The 22,825-nt window shown below is 44.6% G+C and carries 19 protein-coding genes and 1 tRNA gene; 3 read left to right on the forward strand and 17 right to left on the reverse strand.

What is annotated here, in order from left to right:
- Positions 1-201: hypothetical protein (locus FC15_RS09380; RefSeq protein WP_235803374.1), on the forward strand; the 201-nt coding region annotated here is incomplete at its 5' end.
- 148 nt (positions 202-349) lie between these two features.
- Here the strand turns inward: FC15_RS09380 and FC15_RS08790 are convergent.
- The 7 genes from FC15_RS08790 to FC15_RS08820 form a co-directional block, all read right to left on the reverse strand.
- Positions 350-895 carry a GNAT family N-acetyltransferase gene (locus FC15_RS08790; protein WP_057825881.1) on the reverse strand — a complete coding sequence of 182 codons (546 nt, stop codon included), beginning with the start codon at positions 893-895 and terminating at the stop codon, positions 350-352.
- 55 nt (positions 896-950) lie between these two features.
- Positions 951-1,496 carry a GNAT family N-acetyltransferase gene (locus FC15_RS08795; RefSeq protein WP_057825883.1) on the reverse strand — a complete coding sequence of 182 codons (546 nt, stop codon included), beginning with the start codon at positions 1,494-1,496 and terminating at the stop codon, positions 951-953.
- A gap of 479 nt (positions 1,497-1,975) precedes the next feature.
- Positions 1,976-2,575 (reverse strand): TVP38/TMEM64 family protein, encoded by a 600-nt coding sequence (locus FC15_RS08800; RefSeq protein WP_057825884.1) that lies wholly within the window; start codon positions 2,573-2,575, stop codon positions 1,976-1,978.
- A 119-nt stretch (positions 2,576-2,694) separates the two neighbouring features.
- A complete protein-coding gene (locus FC15_RS08805; protein WP_057825885.1) occupies positions 2,695-3,588 on the reverse strand; it encodes an ROK family protein in 894 nt (297 codons plus the stop codon).
- Positions 3,589-3,735: 147 nt separating this feature from the next.
- The gene (locus FC15_RS08810) at positions 3,736-4,569 is read right to left on the reverse strand and encodes a class I SAM-dependent methyltransferase (protein WP_057825887.1); all 834 of its coding nucleotides are present in this window, start codon (positions 4,567-4,569) and stop codon (positions 3,736-3,738) included.
- Between the two features lie 537 nt (positions 4,570-5,106).
- Positions 5,107-7,065: a M13 family metallopeptidase gene (locus FC15_RS08815; RefSeq protein ID WP_057825888.1), complete on the reverse strand. Its 1,959-nt coding sequence runs from the start codon at positions 7,063-7,065 to the stop codon at positions 5,107-5,109.
- A gap of 388 nt (positions 7,066-7,453) precedes the next feature.
- A complete protein-coding gene (locus FC15_RS08820; RefSeq protein WP_057825891.1) occupies positions 7,454-7,855 on the reverse strand; it encodes a pyridoxamine 5'-phosphate oxidase family protein in 402 nt (133 codons plus the stop codon).
- 363 nt (positions 7,856-8,218) lie between these two features.
- Here FC15_RS08820 and FC15_RS08825 point away from each other — a divergent pair.
- Positions 8,219-8,291: transfer RNA gene (locus FC15_RS08825), tRNA-Thr, on the forward strand.
- A gap of 104 nt (positions 8,292-8,395) precedes the next feature.
- Here the strand turns inward: FC15_RS08825 and FC15_RS08830 are convergent.
- Entirely contained in the window at positions 8,396-10,474 is a 2,079-nt protein-coding gene (locus FC15_RS08830) for a KUP/HAK/KT family potassium transporter (RefSeq protein WP_057825922.1), read from the reverse strand.
- 325 nt (positions 10,475-10,799) lie between these two features.
- Between FC15_RS08830 and FC15_RS08835 the strand changes: the two genes are divergently transcribed.
- Entirely contained in the window at positions 10,800-11,459 is a 660-nt protein-coding gene (locus tag FC15_RS08835) for a metal-dependent transcriptional regulator (protein WP_057825893.1), read from the forward strand.
- A 539-nt stretch (positions 11,460-11,998) separates the two neighbouring features.
- On the opposite strand, the gene FC15_RS08840 is transcribed toward FC15_RS08835, so the two are convergent.
- The 9 genes from FC15_RS08840 to yjbM all read right to left on the reverse strand — a co-directional run bounded on the left by FC15_RS08840 (position 11,999) and on the right by yjbM (position 22,408).
- Entirely contained in the window at positions 11,999-13,279 is a 1,281-nt protein-coding gene (locus tag FC15_RS08840) for a C40 family peptidase (protein WP_057825895.1), read from the reverse strand.
- Between the two features lie 851 nt (positions 13,280-14,130).
- On the reverse strand, positions 14,131-15,396 hold the full coding sequence (tyrS, locus tag FC15_RS08845; RefSeq protein WP_057825897.1) for a tyrosine--tRNA ligase: 1,266 nt from the start codon (positions 15,394-15,396) through the stop codon (positions 14,131-14,133).
- Positions 15,397-15,793: 397 nt separating this feature from the next.
- Positions 15,794-16,630: a hypothetical protein gene (locus tag FC15_RS08850; RefSeq protein ID WP_057825899.1), complete on the reverse strand. Its 837-nt coding sequence runs from the start codon at positions 16,628-16,630 to the stop codon at positions 15,794-15,796.
- Positions 16,631-16,655: 25 nt separating this feature from the next.
- Entirely contained in the window at positions 16,656-17,522 is an 867-nt protein-coding gene (locus tag FC15_RS08855) for an NAD(P)-dependent oxidoreductase (RefSeq protein ID WP_057825901.1), read from the reverse strand.
- Between the two features lie 129 nt (positions 17,523-17,651).
- Positions 17,652-18,344 (reverse strand): phosphate signaling complex protein PhoU, encoded by a 693-nt coding sequence (gene phoU / locus FC15_RS08860; protein ID WP_057825904.1) that lies wholly within the window; start codon positions 18,342-18,344, stop codon positions 17,652-17,654.
- Between the two features lie 186 nt (positions 18,345-18,530).
- A complete protein-coding gene (gene mgtE / locus FC15_RS08865) occupies positions 18,531-19,898 on the reverse strand; it encodes a magnesium transporter (RefSeq protein WP_057825905.1) in 1,368 nt (455 codons plus the stop codon).
- A 62-nt stretch (positions 19,899-19,960) separates the two neighbouring features.
- Positions 19,961-20,875 carry an RluA family pseudouridine synthase gene (locus FC15_RS08870; protein WP_057825907.1) on the reverse strand — a complete coding sequence of 305 codons (915 nt, stop codon included), beginning with the start codon at positions 20,873-20,875 and terminating at the stop codon, positions 19,961-19,963.
- Positions 20,865-21,683 (reverse strand): NAD kinase, encoded by an 819-nt coding sequence (locus tag FC15_RS08875; RefSeq protein ID WP_057825908.1) that lies wholly within the window; start codon positions 21,681-21,683, stop codon positions 20,865-20,867. The genes FC15_RS08870 and FC15_RS08875 overlap by 11 nt, the downstream gene beginning before the upstream one ends.
- On the reverse strand, positions 21,680-22,408 hold the full coding sequence (yjbM, locus tag FC15_RS08880; protein WP_083479183.1) for a GTP diphosphokinase: 729 nt from the start codon (positions 22,406-22,408) through the stop codon (positions 21,680-21,682). Before yjbM ends, FC15_RS08875 begins: the two co-directional genes overlap by 4 nt.
- Positions 22,409-22,825 lie beyond the last annotated feature (417 nt).

A 22,825-nucleotide genomic window follows, 5' to 3' on the forward strand; every position in this document is an offset into this window, starting at 1 on the left:
ACGCAAACTGCTGCCTTGCGGAACGCGTTTCGAGCTTACAGCACGGGTAAAACTTTAGATTTTGTGCAACAAAAGCTACAAGTTTTAGGCGAAAGCTCCTTTAGAAGCTTGCTTCTAAAGAGCTGGAACCGGCCCCACAAGCGAGCCAACCATTTTTCCGAAGCGTGGACATACTCGCAAAGCACAAAAAAAGAACACTGAACTGATCAGTGTTCGTTGCTATTCTCTATTCTGTTCATTCGGGGGGAGAAAACAGAACTCGAAGGGGATTGCTATAAACGCTATTGTTGTTTGTTGTTGCGAGAACTAATTATACCACAGGTTAAGTTTCAACAGCAATAGTTATTATTTACATACCAAAATTATATTCAAACTGGGCGACACCCTTATCAGGCTCTGCATTGACGACGGTGAATCCAACTTTTTTGAAAAGATAGCTGATTCGCGCAAAGTCATTTTCACCATCGAATGATGATAACGATGCGGTAATTCGTTCAACATTATTGCGCTCAGCCAATTTAATTAATGCTTGCAAAGATAATTGGGCTAATCCATGATTTTGATAATCAAAAAAAGCAAGTTGGGAGGCGGCACCTAACGTCTCAAGAACCGTGATGTGAATGCTGTTTTCCCATCCGTTGTAATCAAACAACAGCTGATTTTGAAAGTCTGTGCGGATTCGGCCTTGCGAATCGAGATTCATCCACGGCGTGTAAACGAAAATCGAATTGGTTTTTTCTTTGACTTGATCGGCTTTGAAATCGGTGTAAACAAGATACTGTTGAATATGTTGGTTGACCAAAGGCTCCTCGTTATCCGCACTACGCATCAAACGCAGTTGTGGAGTCGCTTCAATCTCTTTCATTCGTTTTTTCAATATGTCTACGTCCGCCATACAATCACTCCTATAAATTCATCACAAACAATTATAACACAGCTTGAGTCCTAATCTAGCGCGATTTGTTGCGAAAACGTTGCCAATTGCTTGCCGTCAATAAATAATATTTTTGTGTGGTTTGTTCAATAAACGCAAATGGGATTTCAACTTGATACTTATATTCAAACCCGAATTTTCGTAAAAGGTGTTCAGAACGGGTATTATTTTCATAATGGCCTGCCCAAATCTCTGAAACTTTCAACTCTGTGAAGGCATAATCTAGGACCAACGCCAAAGCTTCACTCATATAACCCTGGCCCCAGAATTCCTCGCGCAAAACAAAACCAATCTCGCGCGTCTGATCGAGGTGACTTCGTTCATCAACCCCCCGCTCATTCAGCTCAATAAATCCAATTGCTTTTTTAGTTTCAGGATGCAAGATTACCCAGTTCTCGGGACGTCGTTCGTAGGCAGACAAGACCTCGTGTGACATCTGTGGACTGCTGATATTGGCAAATCCGGCCGTCTCGTGATAGAGCGGGTGCGCGCCTAGCCAAGCAATCAGTGGCAAATCTTCGTCTGTGAATGGCCGTAGCCAAATTCGTTTTCCTTTTAACACGACTTGACTCTCCTACTCTTGATGCGATTGTCATTCCATTGTAGCGCAAGCTGGCAACAAAAAAAATCCCTTACTTTGATTTTGATGTCCTTCTATTGGCGAAGTTGAAAGTCTGAATAACTGGGTTTGATCGTCAATCATAATTGACGGTTCTCAATTTGAAGAAACTCTCCACATGTTTCTTCGGGTTTGCTAACTATCTTCGGTAGCGGAGGAAAAAATGGTTGACACGCAGTGAAAATGTTGTCAGAACTGCATCACTCGTGATGCAGATCTGACAACATGGGATAAAATTGAGACTTCGTGCAACGAAGGCTTAATTTTAAGGTGGAAGCTCCTTTAGAAGCCTGCTTCTAAAGAGCTGGAACCGACCCCACAAGCGTGTCAACCATTTTTCCCGCAGCGTAACAACAACTTCGGTTAGCACCAATACAAAAAAACATCTCCGAAAATTCTCCGAAGATGCTCGATTCTAATTATTATTGTAAAAGCTGTAAAATCCAATGCCCTCCATACAACAGCACGAAGCTGTACGCTGCAATCGTAAATGGCTTCAGCAAAATAATAATCGTACTAAATTTCGCCCAAGTCATTTTTGTCAGGCCGGCAATCATCACCAACACGTCATCCGGGGCAACCGGTAAAAAGATGGCGAGTGCGAAAAACCAGTCAAACGTTTTTTGGCTACCGTGCGCACGGCTCAAATAGCGATCTAGTGTCTTCTTCGGGATAATGTGCAGAATAAATTTCTGACCATAACGCCGTGATAAGAAGAAGTTAATGAAGGAACCGATGACGATGCCGACATAGTTGTATATAAAGCCATACAGCGGGCCAAAGAGGACAACACCAACTGCGGTGCTAACACCGCCAGGAATAATTGGAATGACGACCTGCACGATTTGGATCAGGATAAACAAGAGTGGGCCGACGATGTGACGTTGATGAATATAGTCGTTCAATAATTCGCGATTTTGAAAAAGGCCCAGATGATACCAATAAATGGTCAATGCGATAATCCCAATTAAGGATAAGGCGGAGCCTACGTTGATTAAAACTCGGCTTGTTCGATTGGTCACTGTGTCATTCCTCCCCCCGCGGAAAGTCGTTGAATATTTTTCATATTCTATAATTGTGATTATACCAAGTCAATTTTGAAATCTCACGAACGACTTTTAACTCCGCGCGAACAGTTTTGTCACTTCAAATCAATCTCGGGATGGCGATCTTTGAAGTTCTTAACGGCACCAATCAAGTTGGCATCGTTGGAGAAGCGGCTCACTTGAATATCAACAACGGGTTCAGTTAAACCTGCCCACTTCAATAGATTCTTAACGCGTTTGGTGAGAATGACGGGTAGATCTTGGCGTGCTGAAACGCCACCGGCTAAAATAATACGATCCGGATTAAAACTGCTGATTAAATTATAGAGCCCGATGGCGTTATATTGATAGAATTTGTCGACTTCGGTCTGTGCCAATTCGTCGCCAGCTTCAGCACGAGCAAATAGTTCCTTCCCATTAATTGGCTGCTCCAAGCGGGCACGCTCGTTATAACGCTCTACAGCGCGGACAACTGTTCCCATTGTGCTCCACGTGCCTTCACGGGTCATCTGCATAAAGCCAAATTCACCGCCGACCAAGTTCTTACCACGGACCAATTGCCGATTAACAATCACAGAACCACCAACACCCGTTCCTAACGCAATGACGAGCGCATCATCGACATCCTGTGCACTACCCTGCCACAACTCAGCCAAAGCAGCACAGTTAGCATCATTTTCCATGGCGACAGGCAATTGATCGAACAGCGCTGTCAATTCTTTTTTTATTGGGAAACGGTGAATGTAACGAATGGCACTATCGCCACGAATTTCACCCTTCTCATCATCAACGACACCTGGTAAAGATAACGCGACACCTTGAACATCCGTGACCTTTTCCTTCAAGGTGTTAAATGTGGCCTTCAAATTTTCCTTCATTTCCGGCCAAGTTTTTGGTGTGACAAACGAGCCGTGATTGCCGAGCTCTCCCTGGTCCCAAGTCCCATATTTAACGCTGGTTCCACCGAAATCAAAAATAATAACTGACATGACTACCTCCAAAAATAACTAACATTTTAAAATTTGCTCACATTAACAATATAGCATATTTGAGATAAAATGTTAGCGTTTTCTAAAAATGTACGAATTTTTTCATCTTCATCATTGTCAGTTGTTTTCTAGTATGACATCTCATCTCTAGCGCTGAAAAATCATCAATTCAAACGTATAATGATCGACCATTGTCAATTGATGCTTGATTATCTGGGAATCAAGCATTTCTAAAGCTTTCGTCATTGTCACGGGGTCGAGTTCGAGGACGTCGCGCAAATACTCGTCAAGCTCAAGGCGCGTCATTGTTTCAGACAAGTCATAGTGGAAATAATGATGCTGGATCAAGTGTAAATCAGGTCGTAAGGCACTTTGATAAGTCGTCATTAATTGTGGTTGTACCTCTGGGTGTTCCTGTGGTAGGTTTAACTGAGACCTCAAACGATCGAGTTGATCGTTTGTGACCGCGGTTAATCGAAAGATCATGAGTTGATGCGTCACTAACTGACCTAGTTGTTGAATTTCCGCCGCATCAATTTCCGGCAACATACTCAGCCACAACACCGGTACTGGGCGTTGTTGGGCCACAAGCGTTTGCCAAGCCGCCTGCTCCATCTCAATCCATTGATCTAAGTTCAACGCTTGCACGCGCGACTTCAACAACCGAAGCATCGCCTCAGAGAAATCGACCGCCTGGACCTGCACCTTAGCTTGTGCAAATGGAATTGAAAAGCGACCTGCGCCACAGCCGAGATCCATCAATTTTGCTGGCAAGAGTGCCTGTTGCTTCAAAAACGCAATGACTTCCGAAACATAGGGCAACTGACTCTCGCGCTCTGCTTGATAATAATCCGGTGCAAAATCGTCCCACGCCGCTTGTTGTTCTCTGACCCAATCAACATCTGGAACTGCAAATGGGTTCTGCGACTGTGGTGTGCCGATTTCTCTTTGATCATTCGCGGTCCGATTTAGTTTACTCATCAAATATCCTCCTCGAAAGAAGCCTGCCGATGTTCAAACAAGCCTTCAAATTGAAAACTTTTTGGTTATTTCTGATTTTTCTAATCATGCTTGTCGCGGCCCTCAACGTCAAGCCAATCAACTGGAACGTGATTACCATTTGCATCCCGTGGCTCATCGTTATTCCAACACTAATTCCCGTGGAACATCAGCATCTGCGGAAGTAATCGCCTGAATGCCTTCATTATTTCATATTTCCAACGTCGTGTCTTGTGTCAGCCAGATGCTGCTCTGAAAAATCACAGACACAAAATGAGCGCTGACTTTGATGTGGGGATCAAAATCGGCGCTAATTTCGAAACAAAAAAATAGCCGCCCAGTAAACTTTGACAATCTTTGGGTAGCTATCACATCTAAAATGTCAACCGTCTTAAACGGTTCTGCTATGAGAAGTCCTATGACTGTAGGGCTTCTTTTTACTCCTTCATTATAACGTGGTAATGAATTCTGACAACAAAAATTGCCCGACGAAAAAAATCGTCGGGCAATTTACCTGTTTTACCAGATGTTGACACGTTTTTCTGGTGCTAACCACATGCCATCTTTGTCTGTAATATTGAATGTTGTATAGAAGTCGTCCATGTTCTGCGCTTGAACATTGGCGCGTAATGGACCTGGTGAGTGAACATCGATTGAAAGCAGCAATTGGCTGTATTCTTTCGTTGCTTTTATCCGCCAGACGTTTGCCCAGTTGGTGAAGAAGCCTGCCAAGTCGACATCTTCCTCGCCTTTTGCTGCTTCGAGGGCGCAAGATAAGCCACCGCCATCGGCAACGTTTTCGCTGATGACGAGTTTACCATTGACCTTTGAGCCAGCGTATGGGATCCCATCGAATTCTTCGATCATAGCTTTAGTCCGCGTTTCAAATGCGGCATAATCATCTTTCGTCCACCAGTTGACCATGTTCCCTTTTTCATCGAATTTCGCACCATTGTTGTCGAATGCGTGTGAAATTTCGTGGGCGATGACGGCACCAATCCCACCATAGTTCTCAGAACTTGATTGTTCGAGGCTATAGAATGGTGCTTGGAGAATCGCTGCCGGGAAGGTAATATCGTTGAAACTTGGGTCGTAGCAAGCATTGACTAAGTTACCAGGCATTGCCCAGCGTGTCCGGTCAACAGGTTGATTGATTTTGCTAAAATTGTCTGCGCGCAAAACGCGTTGCAATTCAAGTGTATCATTCAACAAATCGCCGCCTTCTGCAGCTGTCTTGACCTTCAACTTGCCATAAACTGCGCGAACTTGGTCTGGGTAACCAACCTTGATCACGATGTTATTCAGTTTAACGATTGCTTTGTCTTTTGTATCTTGTGACAACCAGCTGTTGTTTGCCAAACGATTCTTGTAAACATTGATCATCGTTTTGATCATTTTCGTGACGTCTTGACGAGCAGCGTCACCAAAATAAGTCTCACCATAATATTTACCAACAACATCGCTGAAGAAGCCATTTGCTAATCGATAGGCATGTTTAACTTGGTTAGGTGCTTCTTTTTGACCACTAATTGCACGGCCATATGTGCCACCTAATTGGCGCAGCTCTTCGCTTAAGTAACCCGTTGTGCTGAGGATCTCTTCGACTTGTAACCAAGCCTTGAAGGAATCGAAGCTCTCGTCTGTCACGAGTTTGTCTAAGTTTTCGAAGTATTTAGGCTGTGTTAGGATGACTTTTTCAGGCGTACTCTGCAGAACTGCAGGAATAGCCGTCGCGAAATCCAATGCAGGAGCTAACTTAACAAAATCTGCAAAGTCGTATGGATTATATTGCTTCGTATAATCGGCGAGTTCCTCTGAATTCTTGACGAATGGCACGATTGAAGCATCGAAGGCCTTCGCTTTTTCGACCAGATCGGTTGCTGCAGCTTCATCAAAGTCGAATTTCTTCAGAACGTCGATGGCCATCTTTGTCCAAACACCCATTAATTGCTTGCCATTCTCATTGTCTTCGACATAATATGTCTTGTCTGGCAAAATTAAGCCTGGAACGTCGATGTATAACAAGTATTGCGCTGTATTCTTCATATCTGGCTCAACGCCAATATCAAATGGCAACGCAATGCCATCTTCGATCAATTCGGCCAACTTCGCGTTGACATCTGACCAACTCTTCAAGTCAGCTAATTTTGCCAAGGCTTCCTTAGCTGGCTCCGTGCCGTCAGCATCACGCTTCTTGAAGTCGAGTGCTAATTGATTCAGCTTAACGGCTTCACGCAAAATTGGATCAGTCACTTGGCTTGGATCTTCGCGAAACTTCTCAAAGTCGTCCAATAAAAGATTCTCAACGCCAACGGAAAGATCCGCGAAACCACCGGCTGTCGAACGATCGGCAGGAATTTCAGCAGTCTTTGCCCACTCGCCATTGACGGAAAGGTAAAGATTATCTTGAACGCGTGCAGATTCGGCAGCTGTTGTGTCGCCAGCACCACCACGAACAAGAACATGATTTTTATTCATATGTGTGCAACAACCTTTCAATATTAGTTTGTCATCAAATGATTATAACATTAGAAAAAAGATTAGACAAATATGAGAGAGCTTTTTTAACTGCCTGTGTCTTTTTTTCGTTGAATGCCGCGCACTTGCACTCCTGACAATACCCGCCTTCTCAGCCATCGCAAAATCGACAGCTAACTTCAAAAACTGAGCGAAATTTTGGTCGTTATAACGACGTCACATGATTCAGGTGGCGACTCACGATCTGATCCACTCATGCTCAAGCCTCTGTCCACGAAAAATAACCGAAGTCAGCCACTCACTCACTTTAGTCAAAAAGAAGCTAGACGTTTTTTAACGTTTAGCTTCTTCGATGGATCTGAAACACCTTGGTTTTCAATTTGAACGGTTATTCTTGAATTGTTTCTCCCGCGTGCTCGGTTGCGTCGAGTAATTGAATCTTCTTGATCTCGATCACAACTGCACCGAATGGCTTCTCGAGGTGAATCGATTCAGCGAATGCCACAGACTGATCGAAATACGCGCCTTCATCATAATAGGTCGCCGTTCCGACGAAGCGGAAGCCTTTATACGTCTTCTTGCTAGCAACCCCAACAGAAATTCGACCATTGTCTAGAATATTGTGCCGTGCTTGTCGTCCTGTCATTTCGTTATAAATCAAATGTGAATCGTCCAGAACGCGCAATGTACCTTTGGGACCAACATTCGGATTGCCATCCTCATCAACAGTCGCGATAAAGGCAAGCTGTTTGCCAAGCATTTCTTTCATTTCTTCAGTTAATTGAACCATTGGAATCACTCCTTAGAAATATACTTACTTTAAATAAGATAGCACTCCTAAAATCTTTGTCAACGAATCTTGCTCCAACAGCCTAACTGACTAAATTTTCGCGAAAAACGGTCATGAGCAATTGAATTTTTGGCAATTAATCTGAATTGATCATTAAGACCTTACATTCATCTTGCAAGCGTTCAAGCAACCTCTGAGTTTAACTAGCAGGTAGACATGAGCAACCGGTTCAAGTGGCCATCCGCGACACTTCTCTGTCTGCTCAACAAGGAATCGATTAATCTTAAAAATCATGTTGACAATCCTATGGGCAATTCTATATACTATTTAGTGTTCGTGATGTCACACGGAGCTCAAGTATATGCCGTTTTAGCTCAGCAGGTAGAGCGCATCCATGGTAAGGATGAGGTCACCGGTTCAAACCCGGTAAACGGCTTAATTCGTTAAAGCAGTTGATTAAGGAAGCAATCCTTTGAAGGTTGCTTCTTTTTTTGCCATTAAAAAACTGCAACCCGAGTTTCCTCGAGTTGCAGTTCAAAACTATTGATCTTCAAAGTCATTGTCGTCCGTTGTTTCAGGGACCTTGTTGCGCTTCAACTTACTATCTTCATGGATCTGTGAATGCCGCTCTTGTGCCTGATCACGGCTTAAATACTTGAGACTCAGTGGCTTCGTCTTACCTAGAATTAATGGTACTTTCTCGACGATGACGTCCGCAAATTCAAGGCCAAACCATGAGGCAGGATTGCTCGTAATGTTCTGCAAACCAACTCGGAGCAGGATAATCATACGATCAATTGCACTGACCTGCGTTTGTGGCGAGATCACATCCTGCACGATAACGAAACTGAAGTCACCCACATCACGACCAAACATCGTGGTGTATTTCTTCGGCTGTGGATCGATCTGTCCACGTTCAATCATCTCATGAACGATGGCACGCAGATAAACATTAACACGCTGCTCACGGCGGAACCCGAGGTACAACTGAACGTTGATCACATTACGTGTTCCCATCGTGTTGACACTATACTCTGCCGTGTAAGGATCGTCGGTGACATTGACCGTTACGAACCAATAGGCCTTAGCGCGCTTTGGACGCTTGTCTAAGATCGAGTAGAGCATCTCGCGCTTAATCATATCCCCTGGCTTTACCTTAGCCATATAGACGATATTATCGCTAAAAATAGGCAGTGAATCATCGTTACTTAATTTTGCCAGTTGATCTTTATAATCATCGAGACTAATATAGGCAGACTGGAATTCTTCACGGTCGCGAATCCGATTCCCATAATACCAGATGTACATCACAAGCAAGATCAATCCAGCAATAATGGCAGTGACATAGCCACCATGAACGAATTTAACCAACGATGAGATCAAGAACATTGTTTCGATTGCACCGAAGAAAATCACCATCAGCGCAGCCAAGATAGTTTTAATATGGACTTGTCGTAAGAATTGGTACAAGAGTAACGTAGTCATCAGCATGGTTACTGTGATTGCCAACCCGTAAGCAGCCTCCATGTGTGCAGAGGTACGGAAGTAGAAAATAATGGCAATACAAGCGATCCAGAGAATCGCGTTGACCAGTGGAATATAAATCTGTCCATGTTTTTCAGAAGGGTAAATAATTTTCATTCGAGGGAAAAACTTGAGTCGAACGGCTTCGGAAACCAACGTGTAAGAGCCGGTAATCAACGCCTGGGATGCAATGATCGCGGCTAGCGTCGCCAACACGATACCAATTAACCGCCATTGACCAGGAAGCATCTCGAAAAACGGGTTGAAGGATTGATCGGCGCCAATCGCACTGTTAGACGCATTATTCATCACCCAGACGCCTTGACCAAAATAGTTCAACATCAAACTGATGAAGACAAATGGCCAGCTCCCATAAATGTTCACACGACCCACATGGCCAACGTCCGAATAAAGGGCCTCAGCACCCGTTGTCGCCAAGAAGACACTACCGAGGATGAAGACACCCACATGATTGTCTGAGCTGAAGAACAGCAGCTTAATGGCATAATAAGGGTTTAATGCACGCAAGATCGAAAAGTCCGCGGCCATGTGTGCCAACCCGGTCAAACCTAAGAAAAGGAACCAGATAAACATGATTGGTCCAAACGCACGCCCAATCACACTTGTCCCGAATCGTTGAATCACGAAAAGGAAAGACAGAATCACAATGGTAATCACAATGACTTGTTGCTGCGTGCTCACCAAAGTAAAGCCATCAAAATCAATTCCCTTTAAGCCTTCAATCGCCGTCGTGACCGTCACTGCCGGCGTTAACATACCGTCTGCCAGCAACGCCGCGCCGCCGATCAAAGCAGGATAAATCAGCCATTTTTTACGACGTCGAACTAAGGCATACAGTGAGAAGATCCCACCTTCACCATGGTTGGTCGCCTGCAACGCAATCAACACATACTTGATTGTCGTCAGCAACATGACCGTCCAGAAAATCAATGAGATACTGCCCATGATCATTTCTCGTGTCGCCGTGTTAATCCCACCGTTATCGGTGATGATCGTCTTCATAACGTACAATGGTGACGTCCCAATGTCGCCATAAACGATGCCGATCGTTATCATTAACCCCGCGAGCGACATTGTCTGCCGCTTCTGTTCATTTAACCGCAAGATAATCTTCCTCCAGCTTAATCACTGAGTTTATCGTGTCACTTTATTTTAACGCGTTGCCTACAATAGTGACATCATATTTGCAATAAAAAAATAGCCATAATGACCAGGTGCCACTTCGTAATGAATACAACTACGACATCTAATTATTCAAGCCAATGCGGCTACTTTACAAGAATTATGCTTAACTGTCAAGCTGATTTCGAATTGTCGCCCCACCACGCGCAATTAACTATTTAAACTTGCTCAAATAAGCTATAATAAGGAGAGTCAGAATGTTGCATGGAGGTTCGTCGTGTCACCTAATCAAGAAAATTATCTCAAGGCGATCTATGAATTACGCCACGATCAACGCAAAATCACCAACAAAAATATTGCGGATATTTTGCAAGTCAGCGCCCCTTCAGTTACAGAAATGTTGACGAGTCTCGCCAAAGAAGAATTGGTTAGACATACCCCTTATAATGAGATCTCGCTGACAGAAAAAGGAACGACGATTGCCACCAATCTCGTGCGTCGTCACCGCATCTGGGAAGTTTTTTTACATGACAAATTAAATTACAACATCAGCGAAGTCCACGAAGCCGCGGATGTCCTCGAACACGCCACCGATGGGATGCTTGTCCAACGCCTCAACGACTTCCTCGATCAGCCCGAGCGCTGCCCTCATGGTGGCTTGATTCCCGGCAATGCGCCACTCACTGACCAAAGTGATCAAGTACTCGTGGAAATGCCCGACAACAGTGTGGTTCAGCTCAAACGAGTTATCGATAATCACGAGTTCCTGATGTATTTCGAGGGGCTTCACTTGCCACTTGGATCTCAGCTTATCGTGAAACGCCACGAGCCCTTTGAAGGACCAATTATCGTGGAAACTACCAATCACGAAGAATTGGCGATTAGTTATAAGGCAGCTAGTTATATGTTTGTTGATTTAGATGAAGTTAACGCATGATAAATGTTGGAGGAGAAATCCTCCTTTTTTGTTGTGCTTCTATTGACGAAGTTGCTGCAGAAAATAACCGTGATAGGCTGTGGGGTCGGCTGTGAGTCTGAATAACTGGGTTTGATCGTCAATTATCATTGACAGCTTCTTGATTTGAAGAGCTGCGTCAAACCAATTTAGCCATTAATTTCTGGTAGCGGAGGGAAAAATGGTTGACACGCTGTGAATCAATAGGAGTTGTTGATACTCTCATCAACTAAGAAGTTGCGCAAGCAAGCTTACAGCACGGGCAGAATTCAAGACTTCGAACGAAGGCTTGAATTTTAGGTGGGAGGCGTTTTAGTTGCGGAATTGTCCGCAACTAAAACGCCTGGAACCGGCCCCACAGCAAAACACAACCATTTCTGGAGCAACTTCCAGACAGCCTGTCAACCATTTTTCCCGCAGCGTATTCGAGAACACCTTAAACCTAAAATAGCTCCGTAATAGCAACCATCAAGGCTGTCTACTACGGAGCTATCTTCTTATCTATATGAGTAAACTAACGATTAAAGACGACGTCCGAAATTTGGGCGGTAGTTTTTAATTGTTTGATATTGGACAGGTTTCCCTTGTCTTGGCGCATGGATGTAAACACCATTGCCAATGTAAATACCAACGTGATGAGCACTACCAACGCCACCCCAGAATACAAGGTCGCCGGCTTGAAGTGCACTTACTGGAACATATTTGCCAAGGCTACTTAGATCTTGGGAAGTACGTTTTTTTCCAAAGTCGATACCAGCTTGTTTAGCAGCATACCAAATCAAACCTGAGCAGTCAAAACCGGCTGGTGTAGTTCCGCCCCATACATAAGGCACGCCGATATATTTAGCCGCATTACTTGCAATTGAACCACCTGAAACTGATGGTGTGCTCGAAGCAGAAGATGAAGATGAAAATGAAGATGAAAATGAAGATGAAGACGAAGATGACACATTGTTAACAACGCTCGAAACAACAGCGCTTGAACCAGTTACAGTGCTCTTAACAGCCTTAACTGCAGCTAATTTGCGTTGAGCTGCGGCAGCTCTTGCAGCAGCAGCTTGTTTAGCTTGTGCGTCAGCTGCAGCTTTAACTGCGGCAACTGCTTTGTTCAAGTCAGCTTGTAAGCTTTCAAGAACATCTTTGTTGTCATCTAATTGCTTTTGTAAACTTGCTCCAGCAGCTTCAGCGTCTTTCTTAGCTGAAACCAAGCTATCCTTTTCAGTCACTAATCTTGCTTTGGTTGCAACTAATTGTGCCTTCTTAGAAACTTGTTCATCTTTAAGATCAGCAAGTTTGTTCTTGGCAGCATCAACAGCATCCATTGCCTGTTCGTTAGCTTTGTTTAACTTGTTAACTGCGAATGAACGTGAAATCAAATCTGTGAAATCATCACTGCTTAAAACGAAGTCAACATAGATATTACCAGAAACACTATTAGTTGATTTCTTTTGTAATTCAATTAGTTGTTCACGTAAAACAGATTTACGATCATTTAACTCAGCTTGTGCTGTGCTAATTTGACCCGTTAAGTCATTGATATGTTTTTCAGTGTCCGTGATTGAGCTTTGCGTCTTATCAATCTCAACCATTTTGTTTGAGACATCGTTATTTAATTTATCGACTTTATTTTCTTGCTCGTTGATCTGAGCTAATAATTTTGCAGAGCTACTCTGATTTGAAGAAATAGCTGTTTTCGTATCAGTAACCTTGTCTGCAGATACTGTGCTCGGGCTAATAAATACTGGACCAGCTAAAAGAAAAGTGGCCGCACTGATTAAGATACGCTTCGTAAGTTTTCTCAAATTTGTACACTCCCATGTTTTAAATACGAGAAGCAGTATACCATGCACATCTTTACAGGATCTTTACAAACAGACCAAGATCAGATAACAATTAAAATTTTTCTGTACTTTTTTAATGATTGTGAAATGCCGTTAAATCAACGTTTTGATTTTAAAAATGGATGGTTTTCTCTTTAATGTCATGTGACAACGTCCAATTTGTAACACGCCTCAGGCCTATGGTAGCAAGGTTTAAGTACAAATGTTATCTTAAATTGCCGCGTGGTAAATAGAAGTGTGACAAATCAGCTGATTCTTGTAATATTTCTGGGCCGTGAACAAGCTTTTCACAAATGTGTGGTGTAATTGTTGAGAATCGACTCGGAGTATTGTCCTTCTATTTCCGAAGTTGCTGTGGAGAATAACCGTGATTTGCCCTTCTATTGACGAAGTTGCTCCAGAAAATAACCGTGATCAGCTGTGGGGTCGTCTTGCGGTCTGAATAACTGGGTTTGATTATCAATTATAATTGACGGTTCTCAATTTAAAGAAACTCCCACTTGTTTCTTTGGGTTTGCTAACTATCTTCGGTAGCGGAGGGAAAAATGGTTGACACGCTGTGAAAATGTTGTTGATCTGCGTCACTCGTGATGCAGATCTGACAACATGGGATGAAATTGAGACTTCGTGCAACGAAGGCTCAATTTTAAGGTAGAAGCTCCTTTAGAAGCTTGCTTCTAAAGAGCTGGAACCGGCCCCACAAGCGGGTCAACCATTTTTCCCGCAGCGTAAGCACAACCATTTCTGCAGCAATTGCGGTTAGCGCCAGTATAAAAAGAGACACATGCCCAGCATGTGTCTCTAACAATCAATTATTTTTCAATCCGTACGAGTGTGTACTTCTTCTTGCCTTTGCGGATAATCACGAAACGCCCCTCAAACGCTGCGTCTGTGTTCACCTCAAACGCAACATCCTGTTGGCGCTCGCCGTTAACATAGATGGCACCATTGTTGATATCTTCTCGTGCTTGACGACGCGAAGGCTCGATCTTCGTGAGGTCCACCAGAAATTCAACTAGGTTGATCTGAGTGGGTGCAATCGTGACGCTTGGCATCTCCTTGAAACCTTGTTCGATTTCTTCCGCGTTGAGCTCTGAAACGGCGCCGGTGAATAATGCGGCAGAAATATGTTCTGCTTCTTCTACGGCTTTTGGTCCATGCACAAAGGCAGTCACTTCACGTGCTAGCGTCCGTTGCGCTTCACGTTTTTCGGGTGCTTTCTCAGTTTTTTCTGCTAAGTCTTCAATTTCTTCACGCGATAAGAAAGTAAAGTACTTCAAGTATTTGACAACATCGCGATCATCTTGATTCATCCAGAATTGGTAAAATTCATACGGCGTTGTTTTTTCAGCATCTAGCCAAACTGCGCCGCCAGCCGTTTTCCCAAATTTTGTGCCGTCGGCTTTTAACAGCAATGGAACAGTTAAGCCATAGACGCGGGCCTCCGCACCTTCTAGCTTGTGGATCAGATCTGTCCCGGCGGTAATATTCCCCCACTGATCTGCGCCACCAATTTGTAATTGAACGTCGTGTTCGCGGTACAAGGTCAGGAAATCAATCGATTGCAGAATTTGGTAAGTAAATTCTGTGAACGAAATTCCGACAGATAATCGAGAGGCAACGACTTCTTTGTTTAACATCACATTGATTGGAAATTCTTTACCATAAAGTCGCAAGAAATCTAATAGGCTCAATTTTGAGAGCCAATCGTAGTTATCAACGATCGTAAAATTGTCCGTTCCAAACAAACGGGTCATCTGTTTCGTGATGGCTTCTTTATTCTTCTGGATTTGATCCATCGATTGTAACGTTCGTTCCGACTTGCGGCCAGAGGGGTCACCAATCGAACCAGTCGCGCCACCAATGACGATGACCGGATGATGACCGGCTTGCTGGAATCGTTTCAGAATCATAAACGGAATTAAATGTCCGATGTGCAACGAGTCGCCAGTTGGATCCGCACCACAGTACAGTGAGATCGCTTTTTCAGCGGTCAAGGCTTGCAATCCCTCACGATCGGTCGTCTGGTTAATGGCACCACGCCACTCGAGATCTGCTAATATTTCTTGTCGTTCCATTTCAAAAAAACTCCCTTCACAATTGAGTCCTCATTTCAGAATACACCTTAACTGGCAATCTAAATTCGCACACAACGCTATCTAGTTTAATCTAACGCACAGCTTGACGAACTACAACCGAGCATTTGCACAAAAAAATCCCCAACTGACGACTCAGTTAGGGACGATAATTTACCGCGGTACCACCCAATTACCTGCAATTGCAGACAACTTAAAGGTGCGTAAAGTGAACCAACCTGTGCAACGTCTATTGTAATTCATTCTGAATGATCGACCGATTCGCAGCATCCATCGGCTTTCTTAGCGTGGACAGTCAGAACTACTGGATTAGACTATAATTATCAAATTGAAGTCAGTTTATCATCAAAAGCCTGATGCTGTCAAATCGTCTTGACGGTCAATCCTCGTCATCAACTTGATTGCTTAACACGGTAATGGGTAATTGATTTCCCAAAAAACGTTGAATTTTAGTTAGAATCATCGGTGTTTCCACGAAGGCGCCGTAGAATGACTCAGGATATGCGAGTACTTCTACGAACTGTGCAGACGCCACGGCGGCTTCCGAAATCCACGGGACTAATTTCAAATTGGTGTTTGCTGGTAACTTGGCCTTGGTGACGATGGCTGCCGATAGAGGTAGCACTACCACGAGGTCTTCGGTGATGTCGGCAACTGGCTCGGCTAATAGCTGTTGAAAATCGGTTAACGAGATCAGTTCAAAGTTGAGTTTTCGTGCCGTGAAAAATTGACGGAATTGTTGATCACTAGACTGAATTGCATCGGCCGTGGTGGTCATCGCAGTTGTTTCAGTCGTGGCAACGAGCCGATATTGCATTGTCGGCGGCAAATAGAGTTCATCCACCATCGACGTTGTCTGAAACCACTTCTGCAGGGTCGCATTAATTAAATTGAGGCGTGCCTGCCAATCATGTTGAGGCGCGTTGGGCGATGGTTGACGATCCTCTAAATTTTGTTGGCGACTCAACTCAAACCTTGCCTGTCCGCGAGCTTGTTGGAGCGCCCGTTGAAGCCGTTGAGCCTGGTGTTGTCGTTGTTGATCAAGTTTTTTGAGTTGTAACTCAAGGTCGTCCCATTTGACTTCACGAATAACTGGCTGTTGTACGATTTCCGCATGATGTTGCGTATAATCAACTGGTTTGAGCAATGGTTGGCGGCGCGATTGATCCATCGTTTCATCGGTCTGCTGATCGTGTGGTTTATTTTTATCCGTCATGGTTCAACAAACTCCTTGCCCATTATTACGACCACCACAACTTCACGAGCGCCTGGGTACCGTCGTCGCCTAATTGGCGCTCATCCACTAATTGTTCGTAAAGTTGCTTAGCCTGAGCCGTTGCGGGTAAATCAATCCCCATTTGGTCGGCTTCTTCAAGTGCGATTCGCAGATCTTTCAAGAAATGCTTGGCAAAGAAGCCAGCAGAGTAATCTTCTTTTAAAATACGGGGGCCGTAATTGGTGAGCGACCAGTTTGCTGCAGAGCCGCCACCGACTGTCGTCAACACTTTGTCTAAATCTAAGCCGGCTTTTTTAGCATACACGAGCATTTCCGTCATGCCAGTCATGGTGCCAGCAATCATGATTTGATTCGCCATTTTTGTCGCCTGACCGCTGCCCGCACCGCCGAATAAGTTAACTTGTTGGCCCATTGCTGCAAAAATCGGTTGCATCTTCGTATAAACACCCGCCGAACCACCAACCATGATCGTCAGTGTCCCTTTCTGTGCACCAATGTCACCACCAGATACGGGCGCATCCAAAGCATTCACGCCCTTTTGTGCAGCTGCGGCAAAAATTTCTCGGGCTAAACTCGGCTTGCTTGTCGTCATATCGATCACGGTTTGACCAGGACGCGCAACCGAGAGAATCCCGTGTTCTCCAAAGTAAACTTCCTCAACGTCCTTAGGAAACCCAACAATGGTGATCACCACGTCACTTTTCTGTGTCACCGCCGCTGGAGAATCTGTCCAAGTTGCGCCGGCATCGATTGCTTGTTGTGCGTGTGCACGTGTTCGATTAAAGACATTAACGGTGAAATTCGCCTTCAATAAATTCTTGATCATGCTAGTTCCCATGACCCCAGTACCAATAAAGCCTATTGTTGTCATCTCATCTCGCCACTTTCCAATGATTTTATGCTGATAAAAACGTCTCGTTCCTCAAGTTTATCCTAACAAATTGACGGTTAAAAAGCAGTTAACTCATCTGACGAAAGCTTCACGCCAATCATCATACTGTTATTGTTCTGGCAGGTGATCTTCCATTCGCTTCTGATCATCGCTCAATTCAATGATGCGACCTGTCTTACTATAAACGGTCCATTCAGAAATATTAACAATGTGGTCACCGATTCGTTCAAGGAACCGCGCAACCATCAGATAACTGGCCTTGGCTGCCGCATGTTGGGCATCTTCGTTTTCTTTGGAAGTCACGGCTTTACGAATAGCGACAAACTGACGATCGATCTCCTCATCGGTCTTTGCAATCTGTTTAGCAGCTTCTGCATCTTCCTTGAAATACGCGTTCAGTGAATCCTCTAGCATCTTGCGAATGGCGTCCGTTAGATTTGCGATCATCTTTTCGATGCGGTCGATGCGCGGATTACCCTTGATATAAATCGTCTCACGCGCAATACCCACGGCGTGATCGCCGATTCGCTCAAGATCGGAACTCGCCTTCAGTACCGAGATGACTTCCCGAAAACTCGTGGCCACTGGTTGCTGCAGTGCCATCATGTATAAAGCCTGCTTCTCAAGATCTGTCTCGTGCTCGTTGATTTGATGATCTGCTAGGACGACCGCCTGTGCCGCCTCTTTATCGTGATCCGCAAACGCCTTTGTTGAACGGTAAATTTGGTCACTGACCGTAATGCCCATATCCATAAATTTTGATTGTAACTTTTTTAATTCACTTTGAAATTGTGGTCCCATTTCGTGCTCCATTCCGAATCTACGCTAAAAAAATATCAGTTGCGTTGTTCTCAATAATTTTGTCTGTATTTGTTTAATTCTAGCACTTTAAAGCGCATTCGGCTGAATTAATTTTAAAGAATTTTGCCATTAAAAAAACTGAAATCTTCCGCTAGAAAATTTCAGTTGCCGGCTTAAAACTAGGCTTCAGTTCAAAAAAGCGTTCAGGAAAAATTGGGCAATGCTGAAGTAGATCAATACACTGGTCAAATCGCTCAGCGTGGTGATAAACGGCCCGCTTGCAACTGCGGGATCGAAGCCGATTTTTTCCATTAACATTGGAATTAGGCTGCCGGCTAAATTAGCAACGGTGATGGCAGCTGCCATGGCCAGACCAATCGTCACACCTAAAATCAGATTCTGTTTCCAAATACCGACAATTAGCATCACGGTCAACCCAGTAATGACGCCTGTGACTAATCCCGTCAGCACTTCGCTGAGGACTAATCGCCAAATCTTCGGCTTGTTATCGCCGTTGACTGCCAATCGGCGAACCGCCACTGCCAAACTCTGGGTGCCCGCATTACCAGCAGTCCCCGTGATCAATGAGATGAACACGGCAAGAATACTAGCGGTGCTTAACAACGCTTCATAATGGTTGATCAAGGTCGCCGTCAACATTCCCAAAAACAATAAGGTGATCAGCCAAGGAAGACGTTTCGAAGCCGCTTTAAATGGGTTTTCAGAGACATAATCAACATCGACACCGGCAAGTCCAGAATAATCGGACTGAGCTTCATCATCAATAACCTCGATGGCATCGTCAACCGTGATAATCCCGACTAATTTCTGTTGATCATCCACAACAGGTAACGCAATAAAATCATAATCTCGAATTTTTTGCGCAACCTCAGCCTGTTCATCATGAACGCTCGCCGTGATTGCGTTGGGTGTCATAATTTCGGCCAACTTGGTGTGACTGTCGTGGACCAACAAATCTCTCAAGGTCAAAACGCCAACCAACAAATTATCCGAATTGACCACATAAACGTAATAAATCGTCTCCGCATCCGCAGCGACTCGCTTCAATTCAGCCAACGCCTGTCCCACATCGAGATCCTCAAGCACACTGACGTAATCCGTGGTCATGATACCACCGGCGGTTTCCGTGTCATAGTGCAACAACTTGCGCAGCTTGATGGCATCCGAACGATTCATCAATGACAAATAACGATCGACATCCTCTTTAGGCAGGTGCTCCAGAATATCAGCCGCATTATCATCGAACATATCATTCAACATGTTCGCCGCATATTGCGTGTCCATTTCCGCCAACAACTCGGTCATTTCCGGTAGATCATCCTCGATCGTATCGAAGAAGTCACCAACCTCATGGGCGTTCAACACGCGATAGAGCTGCTTGCGCTGATCGGGTTCCAAGGAGAGATAAAAATGGGCCTGATCATAGAAGTGCATGTCTAAGAAACGTTTACGAAAAACCTTCGTTTCATTATTGGCGAGTGCCTGTAACAACTCGGCATGGGTAACTTCTAATTGACTCTTTTGCTTTTCCATGGAACCACCTCGATAACTCACTCATTGATTGAATTTTGACGCCTGATCTTAAATCTAACTTGCTAAACGCCTTGTTTCATTTCCGCTTCGATCGTCACAAAATCTTGCGGAAGTGGCGCGTCTAATTGAATTTCTTTCTTCAAAATCGGTTGATAAAAAACGAGATGAGCACAATGAAGCGCCTGTCTCTGTGCAGATGGCGTCATCGGCCCGCCATATAACGCATCACCGAACAGCGGATGCCCTAACGCTGCCAAATGCACGCGAATCTGATGCGTGCGCCCCGTTAACAAGCGGAGCTGCACTAATGATCCTACCTTATAATCTTGCAGCACTCGATAACGCGTTCGTGAAGGCTTGCCATCTGCGGCAACAATCCGTGTCATCCCGTGCTCATCGCGCCGCCGAATGGGCAGGTCGATCAAGCCACTCGACTGTGCGAATTGTCCCTGTGCTAAGGCTAAGTATGTTTTTTGAAGTCGGTGCTGTTTATTTTGTTCATCTAACAAAGAATGGGCATAGGCGCTCTTGCCAAAAATCACCAGACCAGAAGTGTCCATGTCCAAACGTGTGACGATATGAATTGACAAACTTTCCGCGCCCTGCGACTGCAGGTAGCCTTTAACACGATTGGCCAGCGAATCATTGGGATGACGCCGAGAAGGAATCGATGCCAGACCCGCAGGTTTATTCACCACGAGAAACAACTCGTCTTCATAAATAATATCAATCGGTAAATGACTCGTGGTTACCGTCTCAGCCGCCGCTTCTGGCGCCAGCGTGACGAAGACCACATCGCGATCATGCAGCAGATAATTCGTGTAACGCCGACGATGATTCACATAAATGTGCCCACCCGCAAACTTCAGACGACCAATTTGTGACTTTGAGAAACCTTGATGCTTCAAGAAACTCTGGAGCGTCATTTTTTCTTGATCCGGAAAATTAGCCGCAAAAAATTGCCATTTAAAGTCCATTATTCTGTTCTCGAATACTGCCAATAAACGAATCTTCGACGCGTGACCAGAAATGCATATGACGATACTTCGCGAAGTGGATCCGCTCCTTAGCGATTTGATACTTGATCTCAGTGATCGCACGATTGTGACTGCTTAACTGATCAACGGTCAGCGTGTAATCTGCAGCAGTCTGCGTCTTAACTGTGATCCATTCATCAGGCGCGATGACAATCGGTGAGGATAAAGTTCTGAAAACACGATTGTTGATCGATGCAATCTCTGTCAACTGAAGAGCTTCCAACCGAGGATGTAAAACCGCACCACCTAACGACTTGCTATAGGCCGTTGAACCCGTTGGTGTTGCCACACAAATCCCATCACCACGAAAACTCTCAAAAAAAGCATCGCGAATATAAATATCAGTTTTGATTGTCAAGGCATTACGACGCAACGTCGACTCATTCAAGGACAAAAAATGACTCGCCTCTTTTTGAGTCGCATACTTCACCTGCACATCTAACAAGGGGTAACTGACACTCTGTCCAACATCAGCATTGATCTCCTTGACCAGATCATCGAGTTCATAATCGCGCCAATCGGTATAGAAACCCAGATGCCCCGTATGGACCCCGATGAAACGCACCGTATCTAGGATGTGCGAGTAACGGTGAAAACAATTCAGCAACGTTCCATCGCCGCCGACACTCACCACTAACTGTGGATCAGCAGTCGTTAATTCATGACCTGCCGCCAGCAATTTGCGTTTAAGATCGGCGGTAACTTGAGATGACTTTTCACTCGTGTTGCCCATGACTGCTATTTTCATGGCTCATCCTCATTTTTCTTAGTCGCATCGGTCGGGGAACTCGTTGAACGCGAATCTTTACCCGACGTTGTCGCTTGATCTTCTGACGGTTGCGGTTCAATATTATCCAACTGACCAGACGCGAATAAGCGCTGCGCCTCTTGAACCTCACCACGAATCTCGGACATTTCTTGATCCAACATAAAAGAAGCCTCGGCAGCACGCTTCAGCCGTTCGTTAATTTCTTCCGGAAACTCACCCTGATATTTATAATTCAATGAATGCTCGATCGTTGCCCAAAAATTCATTGACAACGTCCGAACCTGAATTTCGGCTAGAATTTTTTTCTCATGATCAACCAGCTGAATCGGATATTCCACAACGATATGGTACGATCGGTAGCCACTTGGCTTGCTGTTAGAAACATAATCCCGTTCCTCGATCACTTGCATATCCTGCCGTTGCCGAATCAAATCAGCCACTTGATAAATATCGTCAACAAAAGGCACCATGATTCGAATACCCGCAATATCTTGCATGTCCGTCTCGAGCAATTCTTCGCGAATAAAACGCCGATGCATCTTCTCGAGAATGCTATTCACAGGCTTCACACGACCAGTCACGAACTCAATTGGTGTGTGCTCACCCATACTTTGATATTGTTTACGAATAGCTCTAAATTTTAATTTTAATTCATCTACCGCTTGGTTATACGGCATTAAAAATTGCGACCAGTTTTTAGCCATCTTGATTCCTCACTATTAGACAATCCAAGATACATTTTAACACAAAGCGCAAATAGAGTGTGGTGTGAGGTGTTACCTGGCCTTCAGACCCGTCAGTCCTCTGCGTGGAAAGCTGTTGCCTTCGCTGTGGGGCCGGCTGCAGGTTTATTCGGCTCGTGCTTCGCATGTCTTTCAAACCATCAGCCCCGTCAGTCCTCTGCGTGGAAAGTTGTTGTCTTTGCTGTGGGGCCGGCTGCAGGTTTATTCGGCTCGTGCTTCGCACTCGGCGAATAAATCTTCCGCCTCAAACATTAGCCTTCGCAAACGTGTTACACAAGGCAACTTCTTGCGCTTAACCACAATTTCTGAACGATTCGTTACACGAATCATTCAGAAATTATCGTTAATGCTCAGAAGCTAACCGCCTTGTTACACACT

It is taken from the genome of Lapidilactobacillus concavus DSM 17758 (assembly GCF_001435835.1).
Classification (GTDB): Bacteria; Bacillota; Bacilli; order Lactobacillales; family Lactobacillaceae; genus Lapidilactobacillus; species Lapidilactobacillus concavus.

What these genes read in the sequence shown, in the direction of transcription:
- phoU (WP_057825904.1), bottom strand. Translation starts at nt 18,344, where the DNA reads ATGGGACCACAATTTCAAAGTGAATTAAAAAAGTTACAATCAAAATTT.
- FC15_RS08805 (WP_057825885.1), bottom strand. Translation starts at nt 3,588, where the DNA reads ATGTCAGTTATTATTTTTGATTTCGGTGGAACCAGCGTTAAATATGGG.
- FC15_RS08855 (WP_057825901.1), bottom strand. Translation starts at nt 17,522, where the DNA reads ATGACAACAATAGGCTTTATTGGTACTGGGGTCATGGGAACTAGCATG.
- mgtE (WP_057825905.1), bottom strand. Translation starts at nt 19,898, where the DNA reads ATGGAAAAGCAAAAGAGTCAATTAGAAGTTACCCATGCCGAGTTGTTA.
- FC15_RS08870 (WP_057825907.1), bottom strand. Translation starts at nt 20,875, where the DNA reads ATGGACTTTAAATGGCAATTTTTTGCGGCTAATTTTCCGGATCAAGAA.
- FC15_RS08830 (WP_057825922.1), bottom strand. Translation starts at nt 10,474, where the DNA reads ATGTCGCTCGCGGGGTTAATGATAACGATCGGCATCGTTTATGGCGAC.
- FC15_RS08820 (WP_057825891.1), bottom strand. Translation starts at nt 7,855, where the DNA reads ATGGTTCAATTAACTGAAGAAATGAAAGAAATGCTTGGCAAACAGCTT.
- yjbM (WP_083479183.1), bottom strand. Translation starts at nt 22,408, where the DNA reads ATGGCTAAAAACTGGTCGCAATTTTTAATGCCGTATAACCAAGCGGTA.
- FC15_RS08875 (WP_057825908.1), bottom strand. Translation starts at nt 21,683, where the DNA reads ATGAAAATAGCAGTCATGGGCAACACGAGTGAAAAGTCATCTCAAGTT.
- FC15_RS08790 (WP_057825881.1), bottom strand. Translation starts at nt 895, where the DNA reads ATGGCGGACGTAGACATATTGAAAAAACGAATGAAAGAGATTGAAGCG.
- FC15_RS08815 (WP_057825888.1), bottom strand. Translation starts at nt 7,065, where the DNA reads ATGAATAAAAATCATGTTCTTGTTCGTGGTGGTGCTGGCGACACAACA.
- tyrS (WP_057825897.1), bottom strand. Translation starts at nt 15,396, where the DNA reads ATGGAACGACAAGAAATATTAGCAGATCTCGAGTGGCGTGGTGCCATT.
- FC15_RS08810 (WP_057825887.1), bottom strand. Translation starts at nt 4,569, where the DNA reads ATGAGTAAACTAAATCGGACCGCGAATGATCAAAGAGAAATCGGCACA.
- FC15_RS08850 (WP_057825899.1), bottom strand. Translation starts at nt 16,630, where the DNA reads ATGACGGATAAAAATAAACCACACGATCAGCAGACCGATGAAACGATG.